This window comes from Variovorax cryoconiti (genome assembly GCF_051216395.1).
Classification (GTDB): Bacteria; Pseudomonadota; Gammaproteobacteria; order Burkholderiales; family Burkholderiaceae_C; genus Variovorax.
On the sequence record NZ_JBPJZI010000006.1, the window covers coordinates 168,800 to 189,899 of the forward strand.

The window sequence follows — 21,100 nt, forward strand, 5'->3', positions numbered from 1 at the left end:
AACGCGGCCGGCGCCTATATGCGGCCCATCACCAGCAGCACGATGACCACGATCAGCACGAGGCCCAGGCCACCGCTCGGGCCATAGCCCCAGCTGCGGCTGTGGCCCCAGGTCGGCAGCGCGCCGATCAGCAACAGAATCAGGATGACCAGCAGAATCGTCGACATGAATTTCTCCTAAGGCCCTCAGGCGTTCAAATGAAGCCTCATCGTCGCCGGCCGGCGGGCGAGCGACTAGGGAAAGCGGCGCCTTCGGCGGTCAGGTCATGCCGACGCGCGCTGTCAGAGCTTCGCCAGTCGCTCCAGCGCGTGGTTCAGGGTTTCGTCCTTCTTGGCGAAGCAAAAGCGCACCACCCGCTGGTCGAAACCGCTGCCGTAGAAGGCCGACAGCGGGATGGCCGCAACGCCGATCTCGCGGGTCAGCCACTGGCAGAAATCCGCTTCGCCCAGGTCGCTCACGGCCGTGATGTCGACGCACTGGAAGTAGGTGCCGGCGCTCGGCAGCAGCTTGAAGCGGGTCTTGGCCAGACCGGCCGCGAACAGGTCGCGCTTGCGCTGGTAGAAGCCGGGCAGCTCCCGATAGGGCGCCGGGTCGGCCATGTAACTGGCCAGCGCATGCTGCATCGGCGTGTTGACGGTGAACACGTTGAACTGGTGCACCTTGCGGAACTCGGCCGTCAGCGCGGCGGGTGCGGCCACGGTGCCGACCTTCCAACCGGTCACGTGGTAGGTCTTGCCGAAGCTGCTCACGATGAAGCTGCGTGCCGCCAGCCCGGGGTAGCGGGCCGCGCTTTCGTGCGCGGCGCCGTCGAACACCATGTGCTCGTAGACCTCGTCGCTGATCACCAGCACGTCGGTGGGGGCCAGCAATTCCTCGAGGGCGCGCATTTCCGCGGCGGTCCATACCGTGGCACTGGGGTTGTGCGGCGTGTTGACGATGATCGCGCGCGTCTTCGGCGTGATCGCCGCGCCGATCTTCGCGAAGTCGGGGCGAAAGGTACCCGGCGTGAGCGGCACGCGCACCACGACGCCGCCGGCGAGCTCGATGTTGGGCACGTAGCTGTCGTAGCAGGGCTCGAGCACGATCACCTCGTCGCCCGGCCGCACGATGGCGAGCACCGCGGTGATGATGGCCTGCGTGGCGCCGGCGGTCACGGTGATCTCGCTGCCGGCGTCGTAGCGCCGGCCGTACAGCGCCTCGATCTTGGCGGCCATGGCCTGGCGCAACGGCAGCACGCCGGGCATCGGCGGGTACTGGTTGTGGCCGGCGGCCATCGCCGCGGTCACGTCGTCCAGCAGCTTCGGGTCGCAGTTGAAATCGGGGAAGCCCTGGCCGAGGTTCACCGCGTTCGCCTCGGCGGCGAGCGCCGACATGACGGTGAAGATGGTCGTGCCCATCGCGGGGAACTTGGTTCCGATGGCGGGCGTGCGGGGGGAGATGTCTGCGGTGCTCATGGGAAGTCGAAATGCGCGGGACGAAAAAGGGATTACAGCTCGTAGTCCTGTTGCTGGCCGCTCAAGGCCTTGGCGATCAGGTTGCGGTCGAGCCGGTCGCTCAGCAGCTCCGCGAACTTGAAGACGAAGTTGCGCAGGTAGGCGCTGCGCTTGAAGGCGATGCGGGCGATGTTCTGGCCGAAGATGTGGCCCATGGGCTTGACCACCAGGTCGTCGTTGGTGCTGTCGCGCACCGCCATCTCGGCCACGATGCCGACGCCCAGGCCGAGGCGCACGTAGGTCTTGATCACGTCCGAGTCGATCGCTTCCAGCGCGATGCGCGGCGTGAGCTTTTTCTGTGCGAAGGCGTGGTCGATGCGCGTGCGCCCCGTGAAGGACGGGTGATAGGTGATGATCGGCTCGGCCGCCAGGTCTTCCAGCGACACCCGCTCCTTGCCCGCCAGCGGGTGGTCCTTGGGCAGCACCAGCACGTGCTGCCATTCGTAGCAGGGCAGGGTGACCAGCTCGGCGTAGTCCGCGAGCGATTCGGTGGCGATGCCGATCTCGGCGACCTCGTCGATCAGCATGCGCGCCACCTGGTCCGGCGAGCCCTGGTGCAGGCTCACATTGACCTTCGGGTAGGCCTCGCGCAGCTTGGCCACCGGCACCGGCAGCACGTAGCGCGCCTGCGTGTGGGTGGTGGCGATCGACAGCGTGCCGCTGTCCTGGGCGCTGAACTGCTCGCCGATGCGCTTGAGGTTGCCCACCTCGCGCATGATCAGTTCGATGCTGGCGATGACGTGCTGGCCGGGCTCGGTCACGCGCTTGAGGCGCTTGCCATGGCGGGCGAAGATCTCGACGCCGAGCTCTTCCTCGAGCTCGATGATCGCCTTGGACACGCCGGGCTGGGAGGTGTGAAGCGCCTTGGCGGCTTCGGTGAGATTCAGGTTCCGCCGCACCGCTTCCTGCACGAACTTGAACTGGTGGAGATTCATAACAAATTCCGTCTTATTGCAGACTTCATTATGCCTTCTCGGTCTATCGATCTGCCTGAAGCTCAGCTGCGCAACGCAATATCCGCCAGCAAATCGATGACCTCGGCCGTTTCGCCCACAGCCGGCGCCAGGGAGAACACGACCTCCGGGTGCGCGGCGCGCAGGGCCTCGACCAACCGCGGCAGATCCTCGCGCACATGCTTGCCCATGCCCAGGAACAGCGGCACCACGCGCAAGGCACGTGCGCCGTCGGCGATCAGTCGCCCGGCCGCGGTGGGCAGATCCGGTTCGACCAGCTCGAGGTAGGCGCAGGCGACGGGTACCTCCGGCCGGCGCGTCGTCATGCGGCGCGCGACGGCCTCGACCGGCTCGCGCCAGCGCGCATCGCGCGAACCATGGGCGAACAGGACGACCGCGCTTTTCATGTCGTTCATGCCGCTAACGCCTCAGCACCAGCCACCCGAAGGCGCCCAGCGACAGGATGGTGTAAATCAGCCCGGGCGCCGCCGCCGTGAGCCAGGGCATCCAGTTGCTCAGGTTGCCGATGTAGCCGAACACGTTGTTGAGCAGGAAGAAGCTGATGCCGATCAGCACGCCGCCGAAGACATAGGTCGTCACGCCGCTCTGGCGGAAGTGCAGGTAGGCGAAGGGCAGGGCCAGCACCACCATCACCAGGCAGGACAGGGGATAGAACACCTTGCGCCAGAACTGGATCTCGTAGCGCTGGGCGGTCTGGCCGTTGGCCTCGAGGTGCTGGATGTACTCGAACAGGTCGAGCGTGCGCATGCGGTCGGGCTTGAGCAGCGCGACCGACACCATTTCGCTGGTGAGCGTGGTCGGCCAGCGGTATTCCGGCGCATGCGTGGTGACCACCTGGGCCTTGTCCGTCGCGCGGGTGTCGTAGCTCTGGTGTTCGGCGTTGCCCAGGACCCAGGCCCCGTCGACGATGCGTGCGGTGCTGGCCTGGATCTGAGAGGCCACGAAGCCCTTGCCGTCGAATTCGAAGATGCGCGGGCTGGTCAGGGTGCCGTCGCGGCCCATGGCCGCCACGTTGACCGCATAGGACATGTCGCCCTGCTTTTCCTTCAGCCACGCGCCGGTGGTGCCGACGGTGGCGAGCACGTCGCCGCGAAAGCGCGCCTTGAGCACCTGGGCGCTCCGGTCGGCCGCCGGCGCCAGGTAGTCGCCGACCGCGAAGGTCAGCACCACGAAGCCCGCGCCCAGCAGCAGGAGCGAGCGCAAGGCCCGCCAAGGCCCCAGCCCGCTGGTGCGCAGGATGGTGTATTCCGAGCTCTGCGCCAGTCGTGCCATCACGAAGATGGTGCCGATCAGCACCGTGATCGGGAGCAGTTCGTACAGATGGCTCGGCACCAGCAGCGCCACATACGCCAGGGCCTGTGGTGCCCCGTAGCCGAGGCTGTCGGGCTGGCCGATGTCGCTGAGTTCGTCGACGAAGTCGAAAAAGAAGAAGAGGGCCAGGAAGCCGAGCGTGACGAAGGCCACGGCCTTGAGCACCTCGGTGTAGATCAGTCGACGGATCGTCTTCACGCGCGGGTCACCTGGGGACGGGGCGATGCGGCCGGTCGATGCAGACGCAGTCCCCAGTTGTTGTGGCGCTTGAGCAGCCAAAGACCGGCGAGCAGGAGAATCCCGCCGTGCAGCACGAGCATGAAGGCGCCCATGCCGACGCGGCCCGAGCCGATCCAGTTCTGGCCGAGGTTCAGCAGGTTGAAGTAGACGACGAAGGCGAACAGGGCCAGCAGCAGGTTGGCGCTGCGCCCCACCCGCGGGTTCACGTTCGACAGCGTCAGGGCCAGCAGCACGAAGTTGATGCCGGCGAACAGCAGGCCGATGCGCCAGGCCAGTTCGCCCAGGTTCTGCGGCGATGGTTCCATCATCAGCTTCAGGGTCGGCCGGGCGCGCAGCGGCGTCGCGTCGGTGGACGCGGCCACATCGCTCCCGACCTTCGTGCCGTAGGTGTCGAACTCGCTGATCTTGAGGGTCTTCTCGTCCAGCGAGCGCTCGAGCCGCTGGCCGTTGCTCAGCATCAGGTAGCGGGTATCGCCCACGCTTTCAAGGCGGCCGCTGCGCGCCGACGTGATGATCTGCAGGTTGCGCTCGATCGAGGAAATGAAGACGTTGGTGGCCGTCGCGGCGTCCGGCGTGTCCTTGTCGATGAAGAAGACGCGGTTGCGGCCGGCCGATTCGCGGAACTCGCCCGGCGCGATGCGCTCCAGGTCGCCGCGACGCTCGTACTGGGCGCGCATGCCCTGGGTCTGCGAATTGGCCCAGGGCCAGCCCACGAGGGCCAGCACCGCGATCATCAGCAGCACCGGCCAGGCGAAACGGAACAGCGGCTGCACGAAGTCGACCAAGCCGCGGCCGCTGGAGAACCAGATCACCATCTCGCTGTCGCGGTACATGCGCGAGAGCGTGCCCACGATGGCGACGAAGAGGCTCAGGCTGAGAATGGTCGGCATGTAGCCGAGCACCGTGTAGGCCATGACGAGCAGCACGTCGGAGGGGTTCACGCTGCCCTTGGAAGCAAGGCCGAGCGTGCGGATCAGCATCATGGTCATCACGATGGTGATCAGCACCACCAGCGTGGCTCCGAAGCTGCGCGACAGCTCCTTGCGCAAAGAGGAATGGAATAACATCGTCGAGCGAAAGAAAAGGATTATGGACTTTCAACTCAAGACCCTCAGCACCGCCCAGGCGGCCACCGACAAGACCGACGCGCTGATCGTGCTCGTCGCCGATGGTGCGAAGGCGGCGGCGCCTTCCAAGGCCGATGCACTGGCCACGGCCATCGATGCGGTCCGCCAGGCCGGCGACCTTCCGGCCAAGGCCGGCAAGCTGCTCGCCTTGTATCGCCCGGCCGGGGTGACCGCCCCGCGCGTGCTGCTGGTCGGCGCGGGCGATGGCTCCGCCGGCGCGGTACGCAATGCGGTCGGCGCGGCCATTCAGGCGGCGAAGGCGGCCGGCCCCAAGCGGGTCACGCTGTTGCTGCCACCGGGCATGGATGGCCTGGCCGTGCGTGCCGCCGTCATTGCCGCGGCCGACGCGAGCTACGTCTACACCACCACCAAGCCGAAGGTCGAGGCGCGCAGCATCCGCCAGGTGGTGCTCGGCGTCGCCGACGCGTCCGCCGTGAAGGCGGCCTTCGCCGAGGGCAGCGCCACGGTCGCCGGCATCGAGCTGGCGAAGGAATGGGGCAACCGGCCCGCCAACCACTGCACGCCGACGATGCTGGCGGGTGCGGCCCAGGAGCTCGGCGCCTTGCCGCGCATCCAGTGCGAAGTGCTCGGTCCCAAGGAAGTCGCGAAGCTCGGCATGGGCTCCTTCGCGGCCGTGGCGCAGGGTTCGTCCGAACCCTTGCGCTTCATCGTGCTGCGCTACCAGGGCGCCGCGAAGGACCAGGCGCCGGTCGTGCTGGTGGGCAAGGGCATCACCTTCGACACCGGCGGTGTGTCGATCAAGCCCGCCGCCGAAATGGACGAGATGAAATTCGACATGTGCGGCGCCGCCAGCGTGCTGGGCGTGTTCCGTGCGCTGGCCGAACTCAAGCCCGCGATCAACGTCGTCGGCCTGATCCCCGCGGCCGAGAACATGAACGACGGCAAGGCGCTCAAGCCGGGCGACGTCGTGACCAGCATGAGCGGCCAGACCATCGAGGTGCTCAACACCGACGCCGAAGGCCGGCTCATCCTGTGCGATGCGCTGACCTACGCCAAGCGATTTTCGCCGACCGCCGTCATCGACATCGCGACACTGACCGGTGCCTGCGTGGTCGCGCTGGGCGGCGTGCGCAGCGGCCTGTTCTCGAGCAACGAAGCGCTGGCGGCCGCCCTCGGCGCTGCCGGCGACCGTGCGCAGGACCTGTGCTGGCGCCTGCCGCTGGACGACGAATACGCCGAGGGGCTCAAGAGCAACTTCGCCGACGTGGCCAACATCGCGGGCCGCGCGGGCGGGGCCATCACGGCCGCCAAGTTCCTGCAGCGCTTCGCGGCCGATTTCCCCTGGGCCCACCTCGACATCGCCGGCACGGCATGGAAAAGCGGCGGCGCCAAGGGCTCGACCGGCCGGCCAGTCGGCCTGCTGCTGTCGTACCTGATGGCCCGCGCGGCGGAAGGCGCGAGCGCGCCGGCTGCACCGCGCAAGGCCGCCCGCAAGGCACGTGTGACCCCCTGATTCGTCCATCGCGTGACCGAGATCGACTTCCACTTCAACACGCCTGACAAGGTGGCCTACGCCTGTCGGCTGCTGCGAAAGGCCGTGGCGGCGCGCGGGGCGCGTGTGGTGGTGGTCGGCGATGTGTCGACGATCGAGGCGGTCGACACGGCGCTGTGGCAGTTATCGGCGGTCGACTTCATCGCGCATTGCCGGGCCAGTGCCGAGCCGTCGGTGCTGGCACGCTCGCCCGTGGTGCTGATGGACGGTGCCGATGCCGCGCTGCCGCACCAGCAGGTGCTGCTCAATCTCGATGCGCCGGTGCCGAGCGGCTTCGAGCGCTTCGAGCGCCTGATCGACATCGTGACCGACGACGAACTGGACCGGCAGGAGGCGCGCGCGCGCTGGCGGCATTACGCCGACCGGGGCTATGCCATCACCCGGCACCAGTTCCAGGGCGGCGCTTCGCGATGAATGCGCCGCGAACGCCGCCGCGTTTCGTGCCGACGCTCACCACGGTGCTCGAGCCCCTGGCGCCGTTGGTGCCGAGCGAGCCGGTGATGCCTGTGCAGGCTGAAAGCGTTGCAGAGCCCGAGGGTGCGGTCCCCGTGGCATCCGTTGAGCCATCTTCGCTGCCCGTCGCGCCGGACCTGCCGGAGTTGCGGGACATGCCGAATCTGCCGGATCTGCGCCATGCCATCGCGCTCGACCCCGCCACGCGCTTCGGCGAGATGGAGCGCTTCGCGCTGGAAGAACAGTTGCTGCACCGCGTGATGCAGCGTGTCGACCTGCAGCTCGAGGAGCGTCTGAGCGACGTCGTCGCGGCGGCCGTGCAGGCCCAGCTCGACCAGATGGTGCCGCGCCTGCGCGATGAGATCGAGGATGTTTTGCGCACGCTGGTGACCGAGGCGCTGGCCCAGGAGCTGCAGGAAAAACCCGGGTCCAACCCACCCGGGAACGGGCATACGTTGGGCTAAACTGCGGCCGGTTCGACGGCGCGAGGGCGCTGGAAAACAAGGTCCGGCGCGGAAGTTGCTCTGCTGTCGTACCCGGTTCAAGAGACCGGTTTTTTTACTCTATCCATCATGTTCTGGAGGTTCTCATGCAAATGAAATGGACTGCGGTCGCACTGGCTGCTCTCACGCTAGTGGCTTGCGGCAAAAAAGAAGAAGCCGCTGCACCCGCCGCTGCGCCGGCACCCACGGCCGCTGCACCCGCTGCTGCACCTCCTGGCGAAACCCTGGTCGTCAAGATCGGCCACGTTGCGCCGACCAGCGGCGCCATCGCCCACCTGGGCAAGGACAACGAACTCGGCGCCAAGATGGCCATCGAAGACCTGAACGCCAAGGGCGTGAAGATCGGTGACAAGACCGCCAAGTTCGAACTGCTGGCCGAAGACGACGCCGCCGATCCGAAGCAAGGCACGGCCGTCGCCCAGAAGCTGGTCGACAGCAAGGTCAACGGCGTGGTCGGTCACCTGAATTCGGGCACCACCATCCCCGCCTCCAAGCTGTACAGCGACGCCGGCATCCCGCAGGTTTCGCCGTCGGCGACCAACCCCAAGTACACGCGCCAGGGCTTCAAGACCACGTTCCGCGTGGTGGCCGACGACACGCAACTGGGCGGCACGCTCGGCAAGTACGCCGTCGAAACGCTCAAGGGCAAGAACATCGCCGTGATCGACGACCGCACGGCCTACGGCCAGGGCGTCGCCGAGGAATTCGAGAAGGCCGCCAAGGCGGCAGGCGCCACCATCGTCGGCCACGAGTTCACCACCGACAAGTCGACCGACTTCAACGCCATCCTGACCAAGCTCAAGGGCACCAAGCCCGACGTGCTGTTCTTCGGCGGCATGGACGCCGTCGGCGGCCCGATGCTCAAGCAGGTCAAGCAGCTCGGCATGAACGTCAAGTTCATGGGCGGCGACGGCCTGTGTACCGCCGAACTGGCCAAGCTGGCTGGCGATGCGATCGGCGAAGACATGGTGGTGTGCGCCGAAGCCGGCGGCGTCGACGGTGACTTCAAGGCGCCGCTGGAAGCCTGGAAGACCAAGTTCAAGGAAAAGAACGGCGTCGAGGTTCAGATCTACGCACCGTACGTGTACGACGCCGTGAACGTGCTGGCCGCTGCAATGGTCAAGGCCGGTTCCGCCGAGCCGGAGAAGTACCTGCCGGAAGTCAGCAAGGTCGACTACAAGGGCCTGACCGGCCCCATCACCTTCGACGAGAAGGGCGACATCAAGAACGGCGCCCTGACGCTGTATACGTACAAGGGTGGTGCACGCACGCAGATCGCCGTGGTGCGCTGAGCGACCGACTGAACACCGGCGGCTCGCTGCCGGTTCAGACCCAAGGGGCCTTCGGGCCCCTTTTTCGTGGGCGCCGCGGCATGTCGATCTGTAAGGGAGAAGAGGACGAAAAAAAGCCCCGGCAAGCGGGGCGTTCTTCCGAGGGCAGTGGAGATGCCCTCGAGTAGGTCTGTTGGCGGAGCAGGCGTCCCCATATGCCGCGTCCTGAGCGATCCTGAGGCATGCAGATTTCGCTATCTTCCAGAGGGAAAGACCGGTAAAAAGCCGCGAAAACCATCCTTGACAATCCCGCGCAATGCGGCGCCTAATGTGGTAACGGTTGCCACTAGGATGGATGGATGCCAAAGAAGGCGGTCGAGTTAGGTGCTCTGCAGGTCAGCCGGCTGAAGATGCCCGGGCGTCATGCAGTCGGCGGCGTGGCCGGCTTGCACCTGTGGATCAAGGCCACCGGCGCGAAGTCCTGGATCTTGCGTGTGCTCGTCGGCCCGGTGCGCAAAGACATCGGCCTTGGCGGCTTTCCTGATGTCACCCTTGCTGGTGCTCGCGACGCGGCGCGGCGTGCCCGCGATCAGATCGTTCAAGGCATCGACCCTGTGGAGCAGCGCAAGCAGGCGAGGGCGTTGCTGATGGCTGAGAACGCCACGGCCAAGACCTTCAGCCAGTGCGCCGAGGCCTTCATCGACGCCAAGGGCGACGAGTGGGACAACCCGAAGCACAGGCAGCAGTGGATCAACACCCTCAAGACCTACGCAGACCCACACATCGGCGAACTGCTGGTGCGCGACATCACGCTGGCCCACATCCTCGAGGTGCTGCAGCCGATCTGGAAGACGAAGACAGAAACCGCTACCCGCGTGCGAGGCCGGATCGAGGCGGTGCTCGACTGGGCCACTGTGCGGGGCTACCGCCAGGGCGACAACCCGGCGCGGTGGAAAGGCCACCTCGAGCAGCTGCTACCGAAGCCATCCAAGGTGTCGAAGGTCGAGCACCACGCCGCGGTGGCGCTGGACGACATGGCGGCCTTCTGGACTCAGCTCAAGGTGGCGAATGGGAACGGCGCCCGCGCCCTTGAGCTGGCGATCCTGACCGCCGCGCGCTCGGGCGAGGTTCGCGGCGCGCGGTGGCCAGAGTTCGACCTTGACGCCAAGCTCTGGACTGTCCCGCCCGAACGGATGAAGGGCAAACGCGAGCACCGCGTGCCGTTGGCCAAGCAGGCGATCGCACTGCTGAAGGCCACGCCCAGGGTAGACGGCACCGACGTCGTCTTCCCCGGCGTGAAGGGCCAGCCGCTGAGCGACATGTCGCTGTTGAAGGTGATGCGCAGCATGGGCATGGAGCAGGTTCCGCACGGCTTCCGGTCGACGTTCCGAGACTGGGCGGCAGAGCGGACGAACTTCCCGCGCGACCTGGCCGAGATGGCTCTGGCGCACGTTATCGAATCAAAGGTGGAGGCGGCCTACCGGCGCGGCGACATGTTCGCCAAGCGGCTGCAGATGATGCAGGCGTGGGCCGATTTCATCGAGACGCCGGTCAAGAAGGGCAACGTCGTGCAAATGGCCCGCAACGCATGAACGCCGAGCCTCAGGGCGATCAAGATCAAGCGATCGATCTTGATGCTGAGGCAGGAAAAGCGAGCCCAGAAGGTGCGTCAACACCGACAGGGCTCTAACCACAACGTGCACAACCTGAAAGGACCGCACATCATGGCTACCAAGAATGTACCTCGGCCGCCAATCGTAGATTGGAGAGACGTTCCCCGCGAACGTATTGGCGAGGGAATGTTGACGGGGCACAGGGTCGTTAGGGACTTGATGTCTCTGGCGACGCGCAACCCGGAGGACGCTGCGACGAAGATTAGGGAAGTGCTTCAGCAGGCGGTGCTCGCCAATGTTGGTGAGATGATCCATTCAGACGATGACATGGCAGGACGCAAGTGGGCGGCCGAGTCGATCCTGTCTGATTTCGCGGAACACCTGGTCGCTGCAAGCTGGCGGATCGATTACGAAGCCAAGTTCGCGGAGGGAGCAGAGTATGCAACCGACCTTATCAAGAGGCTTGAGCCGACGAACAAGACAGGTCTCGAAGCCAACCAGCGCGCGCGTAGGGCTACAACAAGGGTCATCAAGTCCGCGATGAAGTCCGCTACAGGTGGCGAGCGATGAAGGCCGATCAAGTTATTGCGGGCAACGTGCTGTCCTTCCCAACGTCTAAGCGTGTAGCCAGGAGGAAGAAAGGCACCACATCCGCTGTCGTCATGCAGATCGCGACAGCAGCCAACAAAAAGCAGCGATGCGAAGCAGCCGCTGCACTACACCGCGACGATTGTCAGCGGGCGGTCTCCAACGCCTTTGCGCGTACTGTTCATGAGCCGATTACCGGCGTGATCGTCGTGACGGCGACCGACCTTGAGGGGGGCGACTTCAATGTGCGCCATGCCGGCATCTACATAGACGATCCAGAGGCGGCACTCTCGACGCTTGGGTGCCTAGTTAAGTACTACGAGGAAATAGCCCTCGAGGCGCGCAACGCACGCGCTATGGCCAAGGCGCAGCCTATCGAGCAGGGCCGTGTCACCAAGAGGTCGCCTGAGGTCGAGCCTGGTATGACCTTAGGAGCACCATCATGAAAAGTAGGTTAAGCGCGAGCGACAAGGAATTTCACAGAGCGTGCGCGATTGCTGTCCTCAACGGCATCTGGATCTCGCAAGGAGAGCGGCTTATGAATGCAGTCGACTCCGCTTACAGCAATGCTGTGCGTTCGGCAGCACACATCGCGTTCCAGCAGGCTGATGAAATGCTCAGGCACGAGCAGGCGCGACAAGAGCGTTTGGAGCGTCCGACGAATGATGTTCCATGAGGAGGCGAATCAAGCCCGACCTCGGAGATGGCATCGGCGCGTTGGTCGACCCCAACTACATGCCGGGCGCTCTTCGATCACGCCTTCGCAGAATCTTGACGGCACAAGAAGTTGATGCCGTCTCCGCAGATTACTTCTTGCAAGATTGCAGCGAATGGGTCCAGCAGACCATCGATGACAAGTGGCTGATTGGGCCGGGTAAGCAGCGCGAAGAGCTCCTAAAGATTGCAGGCAACGCGGACCGACTATTGCAATCGATGGCCCTTGCTACACGGCAAACAAGGGACGCGCTGCAGCTTCAAAGCGAACTCGTTAAGCACTCGGATGCGGCCCGGGAAGGTGTTCCCGAGACGGTGCTGAATTCGGTGGTTGATTCGAAGGGGCTTGACCGAACCGTGCAGGGTATTGCATGGGACTTCATTGACGCGCTTGAGGTGCTTTCAAGCCGGGCAGCCGCAGCCCTCAATCCCACGCGCCAGAGCAAGCCTGATCACGCCAACGCTCAGCATCTGACTGCCAGAATTGTCGATGTCTACTACGGGCGGTTCGGGCGGTTGCCGCCATCCGACCCTGGGGCATGGTTCGCGACCTTTATGTCGGAGCTTGGCTCTCACTATTCGATACCGTGCGGCCCTCGCATCATCGACGCGGCGATCAAGGCCAAGGAAGCCGAGCTTACGTTGATGGGGAAACAAACCGGATCAACGTAGGGCCGCCAAGTTCGACAGTCATTCCGTCCTAACAAAGATGGAGTGATGCGATGCAAACTCGAAGCGGACCGGTAACCTCGCCAGTCTGGATCCAAGGCCCCCGACTGCGCCAGCGCTGGGGCATCTCCAACTCGACGTTTTATGTGAAGCTGCGGGAAGGGGTTTTGCCGCAGCCAGAGTACCCATTCGGTCCCTCCAAGCCGTACTGGCGGATGGACGCCATCGAAGAATTTGAGGCTTCGAAGAAGGTGGCGAAATGACCACCTTCGAGCACAAATACATCTCGACCCTTAGGGCGCAGTTCGCTCGCGCAGGGCATGAACTGCAGATCGTCCAGAAGGGTGAGGTCACGTACTACGAGGTGCGCCGCTGGGGCCAGAGCCGCACCTTCAGCACCCTGCACGACCTGCAGGGCTTTCTGAACCAGATCGGCGGTGCTGCATGAGCACCATCGAGAACGTGCTGCTGCAACTCGAACAGGTCCGCAAGTCCGGCCAGGGCTTCACCGCCCGGTGCCCTGCGCACGCTGACCGCGGCCCGTCGCTGTCCATCAAGGAAGGCGACGACGGCCGGGTGCTCATGCACTGCTTTGCTGGCTGCGCCACTGCAGATGTCGCTGCTGCCATCGGCATGACGGTCGCCGACCTCTTCCCGCCGTCCGATCGCCCACGCCCACCTCCGCCAGCACCCGGGGTCACGCGCACCGCCCTGCGCGCCGCAGCAGAGTTCGAGCGCCAGGTGCTGGCTATCGTCAAGTTCGACCGCAGAGCAGGCCGGCAAATCAGCGCCGCCGATCTCAACCGGGAGCAGGTCGCCAAGCAACGCCTCAATCAGGCAAGTAAGGCCCTCACATGAAGGATCACTCTCCCGTGTGGGAAGCACTACCGCCACCGATGGAACTCGATGGGATCGTGCTGACGCGCGGCTCCGACATCGAACCTGTGCCGATCTCTTGGCTCTGGCATCACTGGCTCGCACGCGGCAAGCTGCACATCCTGGCTGGTGCTCCTGGTGCTGGGAAGACGACGATCGCTCTCGGCCTGGCTGCCACGCTCACCAGCGGCGGGCGCTGGCCAGATGGTGTCCGCTGTGAACCGGGCAATGTCCTGATCTGGTCGGGCGAAGACGATCCGGCCGACACCTTGGTTCCTAGGCTGATCGGCATGGGCGCCAACATGGACCGCATCTACTTCGTCACCGGCTCTCGTGTCGACGACGAGGTGCTGCCCTTCGACCCCGCGCGCGAATTGCTCGAGCTGTCTATCGAGGCCCAGCGCATCGGCGACATCAAGCTGCTCATCGTCGACCCGGTAGTCTCCGCAGTGAGCGGTGATTCTCACAAGAACGCTGAGGTTCGGAAAGGCCTGCAGCCGCTGGTCAACCTGGGCGCCGAGCTTGGCGCCGCGGTGGTCGGCATCACGCACTTGAGCAAGGGCACGGTGGGCCGCGACCCGACAGAGCGTGTCACAGGTTCGATCGCCTTCAGTGCGGTCGCGCGCATCGTGCTGCTGGCCGCCAAGGTCAGGAACGAGGAGGGTGGCGACAAGCGCATGCTGGTGCGCGCCAAGGCCAACATCGCCCCCGACGATGGCGGCTTCGAGTATCACGTCGAGCAGGTCGAAGCCCAGGGCATCCCAACTTCGATCGTCACCTGGGGCCAGGCCGTCGCTGGCAACGCTCGCGACCTACTGGCTGAACCCGAGGAGGAGGGCACTGACGCTGCTGGTGCTCGCCAGTCGGCGGAGGACTTTCTGCGCGAGCTGCTGATCTGCGCGACACCGACCAAGACCGTGCAGGCCGAAGCAAAAGAAGCAGGCCATTCCTGGTCGACAGTGCGCCGGGCGTCCGATGCGCTCAATGTGCTCAAGAAGAAGGGTGAATCGGGTTGGTACTGGCAGCTACCCGTCTACGCGCGCAAAGGCGGCAACTTGCTCACAAAAAATCATGGGCAAGTTGGACAACATGGGCATGTTGAGCAAGATGAAATCGGTCATGTTGCTCAAGGTGCTCAACTTGCCCATGTGTTCAAGGGTGAAGAAGCTGAGCAACTTGGCGCTGACGAGGTGCAGCTATGAGTCCGCTCGACATCTGCCGTACTGCGTCGGAGGCTGGTATCTCGCTCCGCGTCGACGGCGAGGTGCTGGTCGTAAAGCCGTCCAACCGCCTGACCCCTGCGCTCCGCGAGCTGCTGGTCGCGCACAAGCCTGAGTTGATCGCCTTCGTAGATGCAGCGCATAAGACGACCGCCCAGCTTATCCAAGCAGCGATGCAGGCGTGCGATCACCACGGCGACGATGAGACGGCACGGGACGAAATGCGAGCCGATTGCCTGGCCACGCCCCCATACCTTCAGCACGACCTGCTCGCGTACTTCCGTGGGCAATATGGGAGGCAGGCATGAGGTTGCCCGGATCGTCAGATGCCTGCGTCAAAGCTCTTGGTGAAGGTCGAGGTGCCTCCATTGAAGATCGAGCGCTGCGCGATATGCATTCATTGACTCGGGCGCCAAATCAGCAGCGCCTAGACCTGCAAGGTCGTTCAGGTTCGTACGAAAGGGGCCAATCAGCGGCGGTAGCGACTTCAGTAGCGTTGCCTGGAGGGCGTCATTTATGACTTCAAGCGCCCGCACTCTTCCAGTGAGAGCCATCAACGCGGCAAAAGTCGCCGCATTCATATCGTCTTGGTCAGCCATTTCGTGTGCCCCTCATCGGGTCCGTGTTGTGGTGTCCGCACTCTACCCCGCGAGGGTGCAGACGCTCCTAGTAGCGACAGCAGGAGGCCATCCATGAACGCCGACAAGATCCTGATGTACGACCTCGGCAAGGATGCGCTGACCTACATCCAGCGCGCTCTTGTCGACCTCGATCAGTTGACCCGGGCGAGCATCGCCGCGGAGTTCGCCGCTGGCCAGCCCTTCGAGGTCCGGGTGCGCATGTGGAGCAACGGCACTGCGCCGGTGTTCACGGTCGTGCAGATCGGGAAGGAAGGCGAGCGTCTGATCCACACCACCGGGACCGGGTCATGAGAAACGCTATCGCTCGAAATGACCGACTCCAGCAGCACGCTCCTCAACCCGTGCTATTCACCCGCCAGCGCTCGTTTGGCGGTACGACCAATAGTCACCGAATAGCACTGCTCGTAGAGCTTCAAGAAGTACTCCCGAGTTTTCTCGTGCTTGTCGTCCTGCTCGTGGCGATCGATCAACGTCAAGAGGTCGAAAGCTACCCGCTCATGGGCATCGGCCTTCACTTCGACGGGGCCGCTAAGGCGCATGGTGTCAGTCATATTGCTTCCAGAGGTGGGGCGGACAGGATAGGTGGCAAAACAACTTGCTGCAATCGGTGGAACTGGGTACGTCAGCCAGATGTTCACCATGTTCGCCACAGTGCCCCGCGAGCCTCACCTTCCGGGATGAACCCCACCCGACCGCCAACACGTAGTGGTCTGCGTGGGTCCGCATGCGTGAGGTGCGTCGAATGACGGCCGGCGAATGTGACTCGCTTGTTGACGTGCTACCGCATCCAGAGGATGACTTCAGTGCGACGCACCCCTGGCAGAGCCTCGAGGATCGCTTTGCCTGGCTCTCCCACAGCCAGTACGGCTTCGACATCGCAACGCTGGATGCCTTCCTCGCGTCCGGTGACCTGCTGGATCAGGACAGGGCGCATGCGCTCGCAGACCGGCAGCGAGCCTTCGAGATCTACAAGGCCGGCAATCTCGCGCACGCCATGGAGATCGTCCGGTACTTGATGCTGATCCGGCGTGCTGCTGAAAAGCTCATGCCCGCCGTCAAGGCCGAACGCCGCCGCTCGGTCGCTCAGGCAGGCCAGCGCGCAAGAGGTGCTGCAGCTTGTCGCAAGTACTCCGATGAGGACATCGCGCTCTGGAAACGACTGGCGGCTGACCCCAGTCTGCAGTCCCTCAGCGACCGCCGACGCGGCGAGCTGATTGCGGCCCGGCTCGGGCTCCCGAAAGCTGCGGCCGAGACCATCCGCAAAGCGATCTGAAAGATTCTGGGTAAGCCTCTTAGCTCTACCCAATCGATCGATCGAAGATCACTGAACCAACCAAACACATCAGGCAACCATGACTGAAGAACTTGCATACCCGGCGCTGTCGACGATCCCTGCGTACACCGTCGAACTCGAGAAGCTGTCCCGCTTTCAAACCGAGCTGAACAAGGCCGAAGAGAGCTTGGTGCAGATGCGCGCCGACTGGTTCCGCGCTCAGGAAATCGAAGCCCATCAGCCGGGCGTCGTCCTCATCGAGCATGCCGAAATGCTGCTCGGTGGTCGTGTGCCATCGAGCCTCAGCGAGAAGACCCGCGCCGCCGAGATGTTGATCTCTGGCTTGCGCCGTGCCATCGGTGCGCAGCAGGTCGTTGTCGATCGCGTTGCCTTCGAATTGAGCCAGAAGGCAGCGCAGCGCTTCAGCGAGGAGCACAAGGCGCGGACCAAGCGCATCAAGGACGCCATCGCCGAGCTGCATGCGGCGAACCTGGCCGAGATCAGCCTCCGCCACTCCATCGACGCACTGGGCTACTCGCAGCAGCTCCCGTGCACCCGCTTCGAGTACCCAGACGCCGGCTCCTTCGACCCCTTCGACATGACCGGCGGCTACGTGCCCGCCTGGCATGCCGACATCGCCGACTACCTCATGACCGCGGAAGAGCGCGACGCGATCAAACAGCGCATCGACACCGCTGCACGTCGCAAGAAGGTCGCCACGCTGGCCGCCTGATGGCCGACCCCGACACCACTGCCATGACCCAAGCCGCCGCCATCGAGAGAGCAGCCCATAGAGGCGCCGGCCTGAACAGGGGTGTCCGCATCCCGCTCGCGCATGGGCGTGCATGGCAGCGTAGAGAGCGCTGTGGGGAGGCTCACCGCCCTGACGGGCTGCACGCCGCCATCTACCCCCGGGGGGGGCGAGATTGTTCAAAGGAGGGTCGGAGCGGACACCACCCGGTTCCTCACGCGCAGAAAGCCCGGGCAAATCCCTGAAAGAAAGTGAGCCATGACGTGAGCGCTAAACCAACACCCGCCAAGCACCTCAGCGTCGAGGCGAAAAAGCTGTGGCAGGGCCTGTTCAACGACTACAGCCTGAACGACGCCGCCGGCCTTCTTCTGCTGCAGTCGGCATGCGAGGCCTACGACCGGCTGCAGGAAGCCCGCAAGGTGCTCGACAAAGAAGGCGCCGTGTTCTCGGACCGCTGGGGCCAGCGCAAGACCCATCCTGCCGCCGGCGTAGAGCGTGACGCCCGCACGCAGATGCATTCCGCCCTGCGCCTGCTCAAGCTGGAACCGGGGGCCGAAGATTGACCGCCGCGAAGGCTACCTTTCGCAGCCGTCGGCGCAGCGGCAGCAATGTCGCCATCCCGAAGCCAATCACCGACTGGTTCGCGGGTGACCGGGATTTCTCGTTTCACGCGTACACCTGGCCATGGCGCTACGTCCTGGCCGACCTTTGGGACATCTGGCTCAGTGACCACCCCGGCACGGTGCCGGACGAGCGGTTGCGAAACCTCCTTAGTCGGACTGCTGGCGCGACCGGCGGTCACTTGTCGGAGCTGACCGCCATGGCGCGGAAGGAGACCGGCATCGATCCGAAGAGGGCCAGCCGATGACCGCCCGCGACCGCCGCAAGCTAGTCCGCGCCCTGTGCTCTGACCTCGGCATTTCCATCACCCCGTTCGGCGTCGGCATGTTGCTGCGCGGCCCGGGCGTCTACCTCATGTGCATTGACCTGGGCGACATCTTCCCTGGCGAACTCACTCGATAAGGACCGTCCATGTCTTCTGCAGACCTCAAAGCACAGATTTCCCTGACCGCTGACGCTACCGGCGTCGAGGCCGGCGTCGGGAAGGCGAAGCGCTCGCTGGCTGATCTCGGCGTCGCTGCCACCACGCAGGGCAAAAAGGCCGCGGATGGCTTGGCTGCCATGGGCACCTCGTCGACTGCGGCAGGCGACAAGGTATCGGCCAACGCACAGCGGGTGCTGAAGTCGTTGGAAGGCCAGGCCAACCGTCTTTCCATGACCGCCGCTCAGTACGCCGCCCTGCGAGCGCAGACGGCCGGCGTATCGGAAGCCGCCGCACCGTTCATCGCCCGCATTGAGGCCGCTACTCAGCCGATGACGAATCTCGGCATGTCCGCCAAGGCTACGGCTGCGGCCATGCGTGGCGTGCCGGCCCAGTTCACGGACATCATTACCAGCTTGCAAGGTGGCCAAGCACCACTGACCGTGTTCCTCCAGCAAGGGGGGCAGTTGAAGGATCTCTTCGGCGGCATTGGCCCTGCCGCTCGGGCTCTGGGTGGCTACGTCGCGAGCATCATCACGCCGTTCACTCTGGGGGCTACTGCCGTAGGCGCGCTGGCCGTGGCGATGTACCAAGGCAGCCAGGAGTCGCAGGCCTACGCAAAGGCGCTGATCCTGACCGGCAACTACCTGGGCAAGACCACCGACCAGCTCAAGGAGCAGGCCGCCCAGATCGCGTCGACCACCGGGACCCAAGGCCAGGCCGCCGAAGCGCTCGCCAAGATCGCACAGAGCGGGAAGATCGCCGCCGACGCCATGACCGATGTCGGCGCCGCGGTGGTGTCGATGAATCGCGTCCTCGGCACGTCCGTCGACGAAGCTACAGCCGTCTTCGCCAAGCTATCCGACGAGCCTGCAAAGGCATCGGCCAAGCTGAACGAGACGATGCACTACCTCAACCAGACGACCTACGACCGCATCCGTGCGCTCGAAGAGCAGGGTCGCAAGGAAGAGGCGGTCGCACTCGCACAGTCGACGGCGGCGACGATCACCACGCAGCGCATGAAGGACGTGGAGGCGCAGGCCGGCGTCCTGATGAAGGCGTGGCGTGCGCTCGCGCTCGATGCCGGGAAAGCCTGGGACGCCATGCAGGGTCTCGGCCGGCAGCAGACCACCGGTGAGGCGCTCACTGCGGCAAAGCAGAAGCTTTCCGATCTGAAGGAAGGTGGTCCGATTGGTGGACCGGTGACCGGGAAGGCCGACTACGAAGCGCAACTTAAGACGATGTCGGGTGAGGTTGCTCGTCTCTCCCGAAAGTCGTCTCTTGAGATAGACAACGCTTTCTCTGAAGGAGAACGGGCGCGCTCCGAAGCCGCAAAGATCGCCTCGTCCGATCGGCTCAAGACGCTGACCGACGAAGTGAAGACCAACGCCGACAAGCGCAAGAAGGCGATTGCGGATCTGAACCGTGACTACCAGACCCTCGGGAAGGCGACCAGCGGGCCGGAGTACGACAAGCTGGTCTCTAACATCAATGAGAAATACAAAGACCCGAAGACACCGGCCGCCAAGGCGTTCCAGGACGACGCGGCCACGAAGTTCCTGGAGACGCTGCGCCAGACCGAATCGACGCTGAAGGACCAGCTTGCCGGCGAGCTGAAGATCACCGCCGAGCAGCGCGAGCAGGTCAAGTTCCAGCAGCTGATCGCCGACCTGAAGGACAAGAAGATCCTGACGGCAGAGCAGAAAAGCTTGCTGGCGAACAAGGACGCTATCGGTGCCCAACTCGCCAAGAATGCCGCGCTCTCCGGTCAGATCAAATTCGAAGAGAAGATTGCTGACATCGTGAAGCAGTCGGGCGCAGACGCAGAAGCCCTGCGGCGCACCGTCGAGAGCATCGAGGCTTCGATCGCGTCGGGCGCTTCTGGCCGAGCCGAGCAGTACGACCGCATGATCGACTCACTCGGTCTCGGCGACCAGGCCCGAAAGATGGTCGAAGCCGAAAAGTCCATTCGGAACGAGTTCCGGCGCTACCAGTTGCGCGTCGATGACGAGTTCGGCAAGAAGGACATGCTGGGCTCCGACGCCTACGTCGAGGCGACTGCCAAGATCAAGGCGTCCCTCGACAACGCACTAGCTTCCCAGAAGAAGTACTACGCCGACGAGGCTGCAGCGCGTGCCGATTGGAAGCTCGGCGCCACCGCTGCTCTGTCCGACTACGCGAAGTACGTCGATGATGTTGCCGGCTCCACAGGCCGCACTTTGGCCGACTCGTTCAAGGGTGCAGAGGACGCGATCGTGCAATTCGCGACCACCGGCAAGCTGAGCTTTTCGAGCTTGGCGAACTCCATCATTGCCGACCTGGTGCGCATCGCCGTCCAACAGTCCATCACCGGACCACTGGCGAAAGGCGTGCTCAGCCTTTTCGGTGGCGGCGCGTCGGCGTCCGGTGGTGGTACTGACGTGCTCGGGGCTTTCATCAGCGGTCTGAGTGCATCGGGCAAGGCTAAGGCGTCCGGCGGTCCAGTCAGCGGCGGCACGCCGTACTTGGTGGGCGAGAAAGGGCCTGAGGTGTTCGTGCCTGGCGCTTCTGGCTCCATCGTCCCGAACAACGCGCTCGGCGGCGGTGGTGGAGGCGACACCTATCACTACAACTTCACCGTCGGCGACGTGGCAACCAAGAGCATGGTTATCGAGGCAGTACAGAGTTCTGAGCGGCGCACGGCCAACGGTTTCCGCCGCAGCCGCAGCTATGCCGGCGATGCCGCATAAATCAACCAAGGAAGAGCAGATGCCACAAGCAATCCCGATCATTCTTCAAGCGGCGTCCTACGTCTACACCGCTTACGCCACCTATCTGGCCGTGAGCCC

29 protein-coding genes are annotated in these 21,100 nt (G+C 64.4%); 21 read left to right on the forward strand and 8 right to left on the reverse strand.

Annotation, left to right across the window (positions count from 1 at the left end):
* Positions 1-14 precede the first annotated feature (14 nt).
* The 6 genes from ACSFA2_RS16600 to lptF form a co-directional block, all read right to left on the reverse strand.
* Entirely contained in the window at positions 15-167 is a 153-nt protein-coding gene (locus ACSFA2_RS16600; protein WP_286646004.1) for a DUF3309 family protein, read from the reverse strand.
* Positions 168-281: 114 nt separating this feature from the next.
* Positions 282-1,454 carry a pyridoxal phosphate-dependent aminotransferase gene (locus tag ACSFA2_RS16605; RefSeq protein WP_435456414.1) on the reverse strand — a complete coding sequence of 391 codons (1,173 nt, stop codon included), beginning with the start codon at positions 1,452-1,454 and terminating at the stop codon, positions 282-284.
* A gap of 32 nt (positions 1,455-1,486) precedes the next feature.
* A complete protein-coding gene (locus ACSFA2_RS16610; protein WP_435456415.1) occupies positions 1,487-2,428 on the reverse strand; it encodes a CysB family HTH-type transcriptional regulator in 942 nt (313 codons plus the stop codon).
* 62 nt (positions 2,429-2,490) lie between these two features.
* Positions 2,491-2,862 (reverse strand): sirohydrochlorin chelatase, encoded by a 372-nt coding sequence (locus ACSFA2_RS16615; protein ID WP_435456416.1) that lies wholly within the window; start codon positions 2,860-2,862, stop codon positions 2,491-2,493.
* 4 nt (positions 2,863-2,866) lie between these two features.
* Positions 2,867-3,976 carry an LPS export ABC transporter permease LptG gene (gene lptG, locus ACSFA2_RS16620; protein ID WP_435456417.1) on the reverse strand — a complete coding sequence of 370 codons (1,110 nt, stop codon included), beginning with the start codon at positions 3,974-3,976 and terminating at the stop codon, positions 2,867-2,869.
* Positions 3,973-5,085, reverse strand: coding sequence for an LPS export ABC transporter permease LptF (gene lptF, locus ACSFA2_RS16625; RefSeq protein ID WP_435456418.1), 1,113 nt, complete (start codon positions 5,083-5,085; stop codon positions 3,973-3,975). Before lptF ends, lptG begins: the two co-directional genes overlap by 4 nt.
* 22 nt (positions 5,086-5,107) lie before the next feature.
* Between lptF and ACSFA2_RS16630 the strand changes: the two genes are divergently transcribed.
* The 14 genes from ACSFA2_RS16630 to ACSFA2_RS16695 all read left to right on the forward strand — a co-directional run bounded on the left by ACSFA2_RS16630 (position 5,108) and on the right by ACSFA2_RS16695 (position 14,873).
* Complete coding sequence (locus tag ACSFA2_RS16630) at positions 5,108-6,619, forward strand: leucyl aminopeptidase (protein WP_435456419.1); 1,512 nt, start codon at positions 5,108-5,110, stop codon at positions 6,617-6,619.
* A 12-nt stretch (positions 6,620-6,631) separates the two neighbouring features.
* Complete coding sequence (locus tag ACSFA2_RS16635) at positions 6,632-7,072, forward strand: DNA polymerase III subunit chi (RefSeq protein ID WP_435456420.1); 441 nt, start codon at positions 6,632-6,634, stop codon at positions 7,070-7,072.
* A 26-nt stretch (positions 7,073-7,098) separates the two neighbouring features.
* A complete protein-coding gene (locus tag ACSFA2_RS16640) occupies positions 7,099-7,575 on the forward strand; it encodes a hypothetical protein (RefSeq protein WP_435456421.1) in 477 nt (158 codons plus the stop codon).
* A 125-nt stretch (positions 7,576-7,700) separates the two neighbouring features.
* Positions 7,701-8,906: a branched-chain amino acid ABC transporter substrate-binding protein gene (locus ACSFA2_RS16645; protein WP_435456422.1), complete on the forward strand. Its 1,206-nt coding sequence runs from the start codon at positions 7,701-7,703 to the stop codon at positions 8,904-8,906.
* A 338-nt stretch (positions 8,907-9,244) separates the two neighbouring features.
* A complete protein-coding gene (locus ACSFA2_RS16650) occupies positions 9,245-10,477 on the forward strand; it encodes a tyrosine-type recombinase/integrase (protein ID WP_435456423.1) in 1,233 nt (410 codons plus the stop codon).
* Positions 10,478-10,609: 132 nt separating this feature from the next.
* Positions 10,610-11,068, forward strand: a complete 459-nt coding sequence (locus ACSFA2_RS16655; protein WP_435456424.1) for a hypothetical protein — start codon at positions 10,610-10,612, stop codon at positions 11,066-11,068.
* Positions 11,065-11,532, forward strand: coding sequence for a hypothetical protein (locus tag ACSFA2_RS16660; RefSeq protein WP_435456425.1), 468 nt, complete (start codon positions 11,065-11,067; stop codon positions 11,530-11,532). The genes ACSFA2_RS16655 and ACSFA2_RS16660 overlap by 4 nt, the downstream gene beginning before the upstream one ends.
* Positions 11,533-11,624: 92 nt before the next feature.
* Complete coding sequence (locus ACSFA2_RS16665) at positions 11,625-11,762, forward strand: hypothetical protein (RefSeq protein WP_435456426.1); 138 nt, start codon at positions 11,625-11,627, stop codon at positions 11,760-11,762.
* A gap of 95 nt (positions 11,763-11,857) precedes the next feature.
* The gene (locus tag ACSFA2_RS16670) at positions 11,858-12,472 is read left to right on the forward strand and encodes a hypothetical protein (protein ID WP_435456427.1); all 615 of its coding nucleotides are present in this window, start codon (positions 11,858-11,860) and stop codon (positions 12,470-12,472) included.
* Positions 12,473-12,522: 50 nt separating this feature from the next.
* Entirely contained in the window at positions 12,523-12,732 is a 210-nt protein-coding gene (locus ACSFA2_RS16675) for a helix-turn-helix transcriptional regulator (protein WP_435456428.1), read from the forward strand.
* Positions 12,729-12,917, forward strand: coding sequence for a hypothetical protein (locus ACSFA2_RS16680; RefSeq protein WP_435456429.1), 189 nt, complete (start codon positions 12,729-12,731; stop codon positions 12,915-12,917). The genes ACSFA2_RS16675 and ACSFA2_RS16680 overlap by 4 nt, the downstream gene beginning before the upstream one ends.
* A complete protein-coding gene (locus ACSFA2_RS16685; protein WP_435456430.1) occupies positions 12,914-13,327 on the forward strand; it encodes a CHC2 zinc finger domain-containing protein in 414 nt (137 codons plus the stop codon). Before ACSFA2_RS16680 ends, ACSFA2_RS16685 begins: the two co-directional genes overlap by 4 nt.
* Positions 13,324-14,547 (forward strand): AAA family ATPase, encoded by a 1,224-nt coding sequence (locus tag ACSFA2_RS16690; RefSeq protein ID WP_435456431.1) that lies wholly within the window; start codon positions 13,324-13,326, stop codon positions 14,545-14,547. The genes ACSFA2_RS16685 and ACSFA2_RS16690 overlap by 4 nt, the downstream gene beginning before the upstream one ends.
* The gene (locus tag ACSFA2_RS16695) at positions 14,544-14,873 is read left to right on the forward strand and encodes a TubC N-terminal docking domain-related protein (protein ID WP_435456432.1); all 330 of its coding nucleotides are present in this window, start codon (positions 14,544-14,546) and stop codon (positions 14,871-14,873) included. Before ACSFA2_RS16690 ends, ACSFA2_RS16695 begins: the two co-directional genes overlap by 4 nt.
* Before the next feature lie 27 nt (positions 14,874-14,900).
* On the opposite strand, the gene ACSFA2_RS16700 is transcribed toward ACSFA2_RS16695, so the two are convergent.
* Positions 14,901-15,164, reverse strand: a complete 264-nt coding sequence (locus tag ACSFA2_RS16700; protein ID WP_435456433.1) for a hypothetical protein — start codon at positions 15,162-15,164, stop codon at positions 14,901-14,903.
* 93 nt (positions 15,165-15,257) lie between these two features.
* On the opposite strand from ACSFA2_RS16700, the gene ACSFA2_RS16705 reads away from it, so the two are divergent.
* Positions 15,258-15,497 carry a hypothetical protein gene (locus ACSFA2_RS16705; protein WP_435456434.1) on the forward strand — a complete coding sequence of 80 codons (240 nt, stop codon included), beginning with the start codon at positions 15,258-15,260 and terminating at the stop codon, positions 15,495-15,497.
* A gap of 53 nt (positions 15,498-15,550) precedes the next feature.
* Here ACSFA2_RS16705 and ACSFA2_RS16710 read toward each other — a convergent pair whose 3' ends face one another.
* On the reverse strand, positions 15,551-15,847 hold the full coding sequence (locus tag ACSFA2_RS16710) for a hypothetical protein (protein ID WP_435456435.1): 297 nt from the start codon (positions 15,845-15,847) through the stop codon (positions 15,551-15,553).
* Positions 15,848-15,948: 101 nt separating this feature from the next.
* Between ACSFA2_RS16710 and ACSFA2_RS16715 the strand changes: the two genes are divergently transcribed.
* The 6 genes from ACSFA2_RS16715 to ACSFA2_RS16740 all read left to right on the forward strand — a co-directional run bounded on the left by ACSFA2_RS16715 (position 15,949) and on the right by ACSFA2_RS16740 (position 21,001).
* Positions 15,949-16,479 carry a hypothetical protein gene (locus ACSFA2_RS16715; protein WP_435456436.1) on the forward strand — a complete coding sequence of 177 codons (531 nt, stop codon included), beginning with the start codon at positions 15,949-15,951 and terminating at the stop codon, positions 16,477-16,479.
* A 79-nt stretch (positions 16,480-16,558) separates the two neighbouring features.
* Entirely contained in the window at positions 16,559-17,212 is a 654-nt protein-coding gene (locus ACSFA2_RS16720) for a hypothetical protein (RefSeq protein WP_435456437.1), read from the forward strand.
* Positions 17,213-17,493: 281 nt separating this feature from the next.
* Complete coding sequence (locus tag ACSFA2_RS16725) at positions 17,494-17,793, forward strand: P27 family phage terminase small subunit (protein ID WP_435456438.1); 300 nt, start codon at positions 17,494-17,496, stop codon at positions 17,791-17,793.
* Entirely contained in the window at positions 17,790-18,098 is a 309-nt protein-coding gene (locus ACSFA2_RS16730; protein ID WP_435456439.1) for a hypothetical protein, read from the forward strand. The genes ACSFA2_RS16725 and ACSFA2_RS16730 overlap by 4 nt, the downstream gene beginning before the upstream one ends.
* Positions 18,095-18,253, forward strand: a complete 159-nt coding sequence (locus ACSFA2_RS16735) for a hypothetical protein (RefSeq protein WP_435456440.1) — start codon at positions 18,095-18,097, stop codon at positions 18,251-18,253. The genes ACSFA2_RS16730 and ACSFA2_RS16735 overlap by 4 nt, the downstream gene beginning before the upstream one ends.
* A gap of 9 nt (positions 18,254-18,262) precedes the next feature.
* On the forward strand, positions 18,263-21,001 hold the full coding sequence (locus ACSFA2_RS16740; protein ID WP_435456441.1) for a phage tail tape measure protein: 2,739 nt from the start codon (positions 18,263-18,265) through the stop codon (positions 20,999-21,001).
* Positions 21,002-21,100 lie beyond the last annotated feature (99 nt).

Excerpts from the sequence above, each read along its gene's own strand:
- ACSFA2_RS16600 (WP_286646004.1), bottom strand. The coding sequence starts at position 167 with ATGTCGACGATTCTGCTGGTCATCCTGATTCTGTTGCTGATCGGCGCG.
- ACSFA2_RS16605 (WP_435456414.1), bottom strand. The coding sequence starts at position 1,454 with ATGAGCACCGCAGACATCTCCCCCCGCACGCCCGCCATCGGAACCAAG.
- ACSFA2_RS16610 (WP_435456415.1), bottom strand. The coding sequence starts at position 2,428 with ATGAATCTCCACCAGTTCAAGTTCGTGCAGGAAGCGGTGCGGCGGAAC.
- ACSFA2_RS16615 (WP_435456416.1), bottom strand. The coding sequence starts at position 2,862 with ATGAACGACATGAAAAGCGCGGTCGTCCTGTTCGCCCATGGTTCGCGC.
- lptF (WP_435456418.1), bottom strand. The coding sequence starts at position 5,085 with ATGTTATTCCATTCCTCTTTGCGCAAGGAGCTGTCGCGCAGCTTCGGA.
- ACSFA2_RS16630 (WP_435456419.1), top strand. The coding sequence starts at position 5,108 with ATGGACTTTCAACTCAAGACCCTCAGCACCGCCCAGGCGGCCACCGAC.
- ACSFA2_RS16645 (WP_435456422.1), top strand. The coding sequence starts at position 7,701 with ATGCAAATGAAATGGACTGCGGTCGCACTGGCTGCTCTCACGCTAGTG.
- ACSFA2_RS16650 (WP_435456423.1), top strand. The coding sequence starts at position 9,245 with ATGCCAAAGAAGGCGGTCGAGTTAGGTGCTCTGCAGGTCAGCCGGCTG.
- ACSFA2_RS16655 (WP_435456424.1), top strand. The coding sequence starts at position 10,610 with ATGGCTACCAAGAATGTACCTCGGCCGCCAATCGTAGATTGGAGAGAC.
- ACSFA2_RS16660 (WP_435456425.1), top strand. The coding sequence starts at position 11,065 with ATGAAGGCCGATCAAGTTATTGCGGGCAACGTGCTGTCCTTCCCAACG.
- ACSFA2_RS16665 (WP_435456426.1), top strand. The coding sequence starts at position 11,625 with ATGAATGCAGTCGACTCCGCTTACAGCAATGCTGTGCGTTCGGCAGCA.
- ACSFA2_RS16675 (WP_435456428.1), top strand. The coding sequence starts at position 12,523 with ATGCAAACTCGAAGCGGACCGGTAACCTCGCCAGTCTGGATCCAAGGC.
- ACSFA2_RS16680 (WP_435456429.1), top strand. The coding sequence starts at position 12,729 with ATGACCACCTTCGAGCACAAATACATCTCGACCCTTAGGGCGCAGTTC.
- ACSFA2_RS16685 (WP_435456430.1), top strand. The coding sequence starts at position 12,914 with ATGAGCACCATCGAGAACGTGCTGCTGCAACTCGAACAGGTCCGCAAG.
- ACSFA2_RS16690 (WP_435456431.1), top strand. The coding sequence starts at position 13,324 with ATGAAGGATCACTCTCCCGTGTGGGAAGCACTACCGCCACCGATGGAA.
- ACSFA2_RS16695 (WP_435456432.1), top strand. The coding sequence starts at position 14,544 with ATGAGTCCGCTCGACATCTGCCGTACTGCGTCGGAGGCTGGTATCTCG.
- ACSFA2_RS16700 (WP_435456433.1), bottom strand. The coding sequence starts at position 15,164 with ATGGCTGACCAAGACGATATGAATGCGGCGACTTTTGCCGCGTTGATG.
- ACSFA2_RS16705 (WP_435456434.1), top strand. The coding sequence starts at position 15,258 with ATGAACGCCGACAAGATCCTGATGTACGACCTCGGCAAGGATGCGCTG.
- ACSFA2_RS16710 (WP_435456435.1), bottom strand. The coding sequence starts at position 15,847 with ATGGTGAACATCTGGCTGACGTACCCAGTTCCACCGATTGCAGCAAGT.
- ACSFA2_RS16715 (WP_435456436.1), top strand. The coding sequence starts at position 15,949 with ATGACGGCCGGCGAATGTGACTCGCTTGTTGACGTGCTACCGCATCCA.
- ACSFA2_RS16720 (WP_435456437.1), top strand. The coding sequence starts at position 16,559 with ATGACTGAAGAACTTGCATACCCGGCGCTGTCGACGATCCCTGCGTAC.
- ACSFA2_RS16735 (WP_435456440.1), top strand. The coding sequence starts at position 18,095 with ATGACCGCCCGCGACCGCCGCAAGCTAGTCCGCGCCCTGTGCTCTGAC.
- ACSFA2_RS16740 (WP_435456441.1), top strand. The coding sequence starts at position 18,263 with ATGTCTTCTGCAGACCTCAAAGCACAGATTTCCCTGACCGCTGACGCT.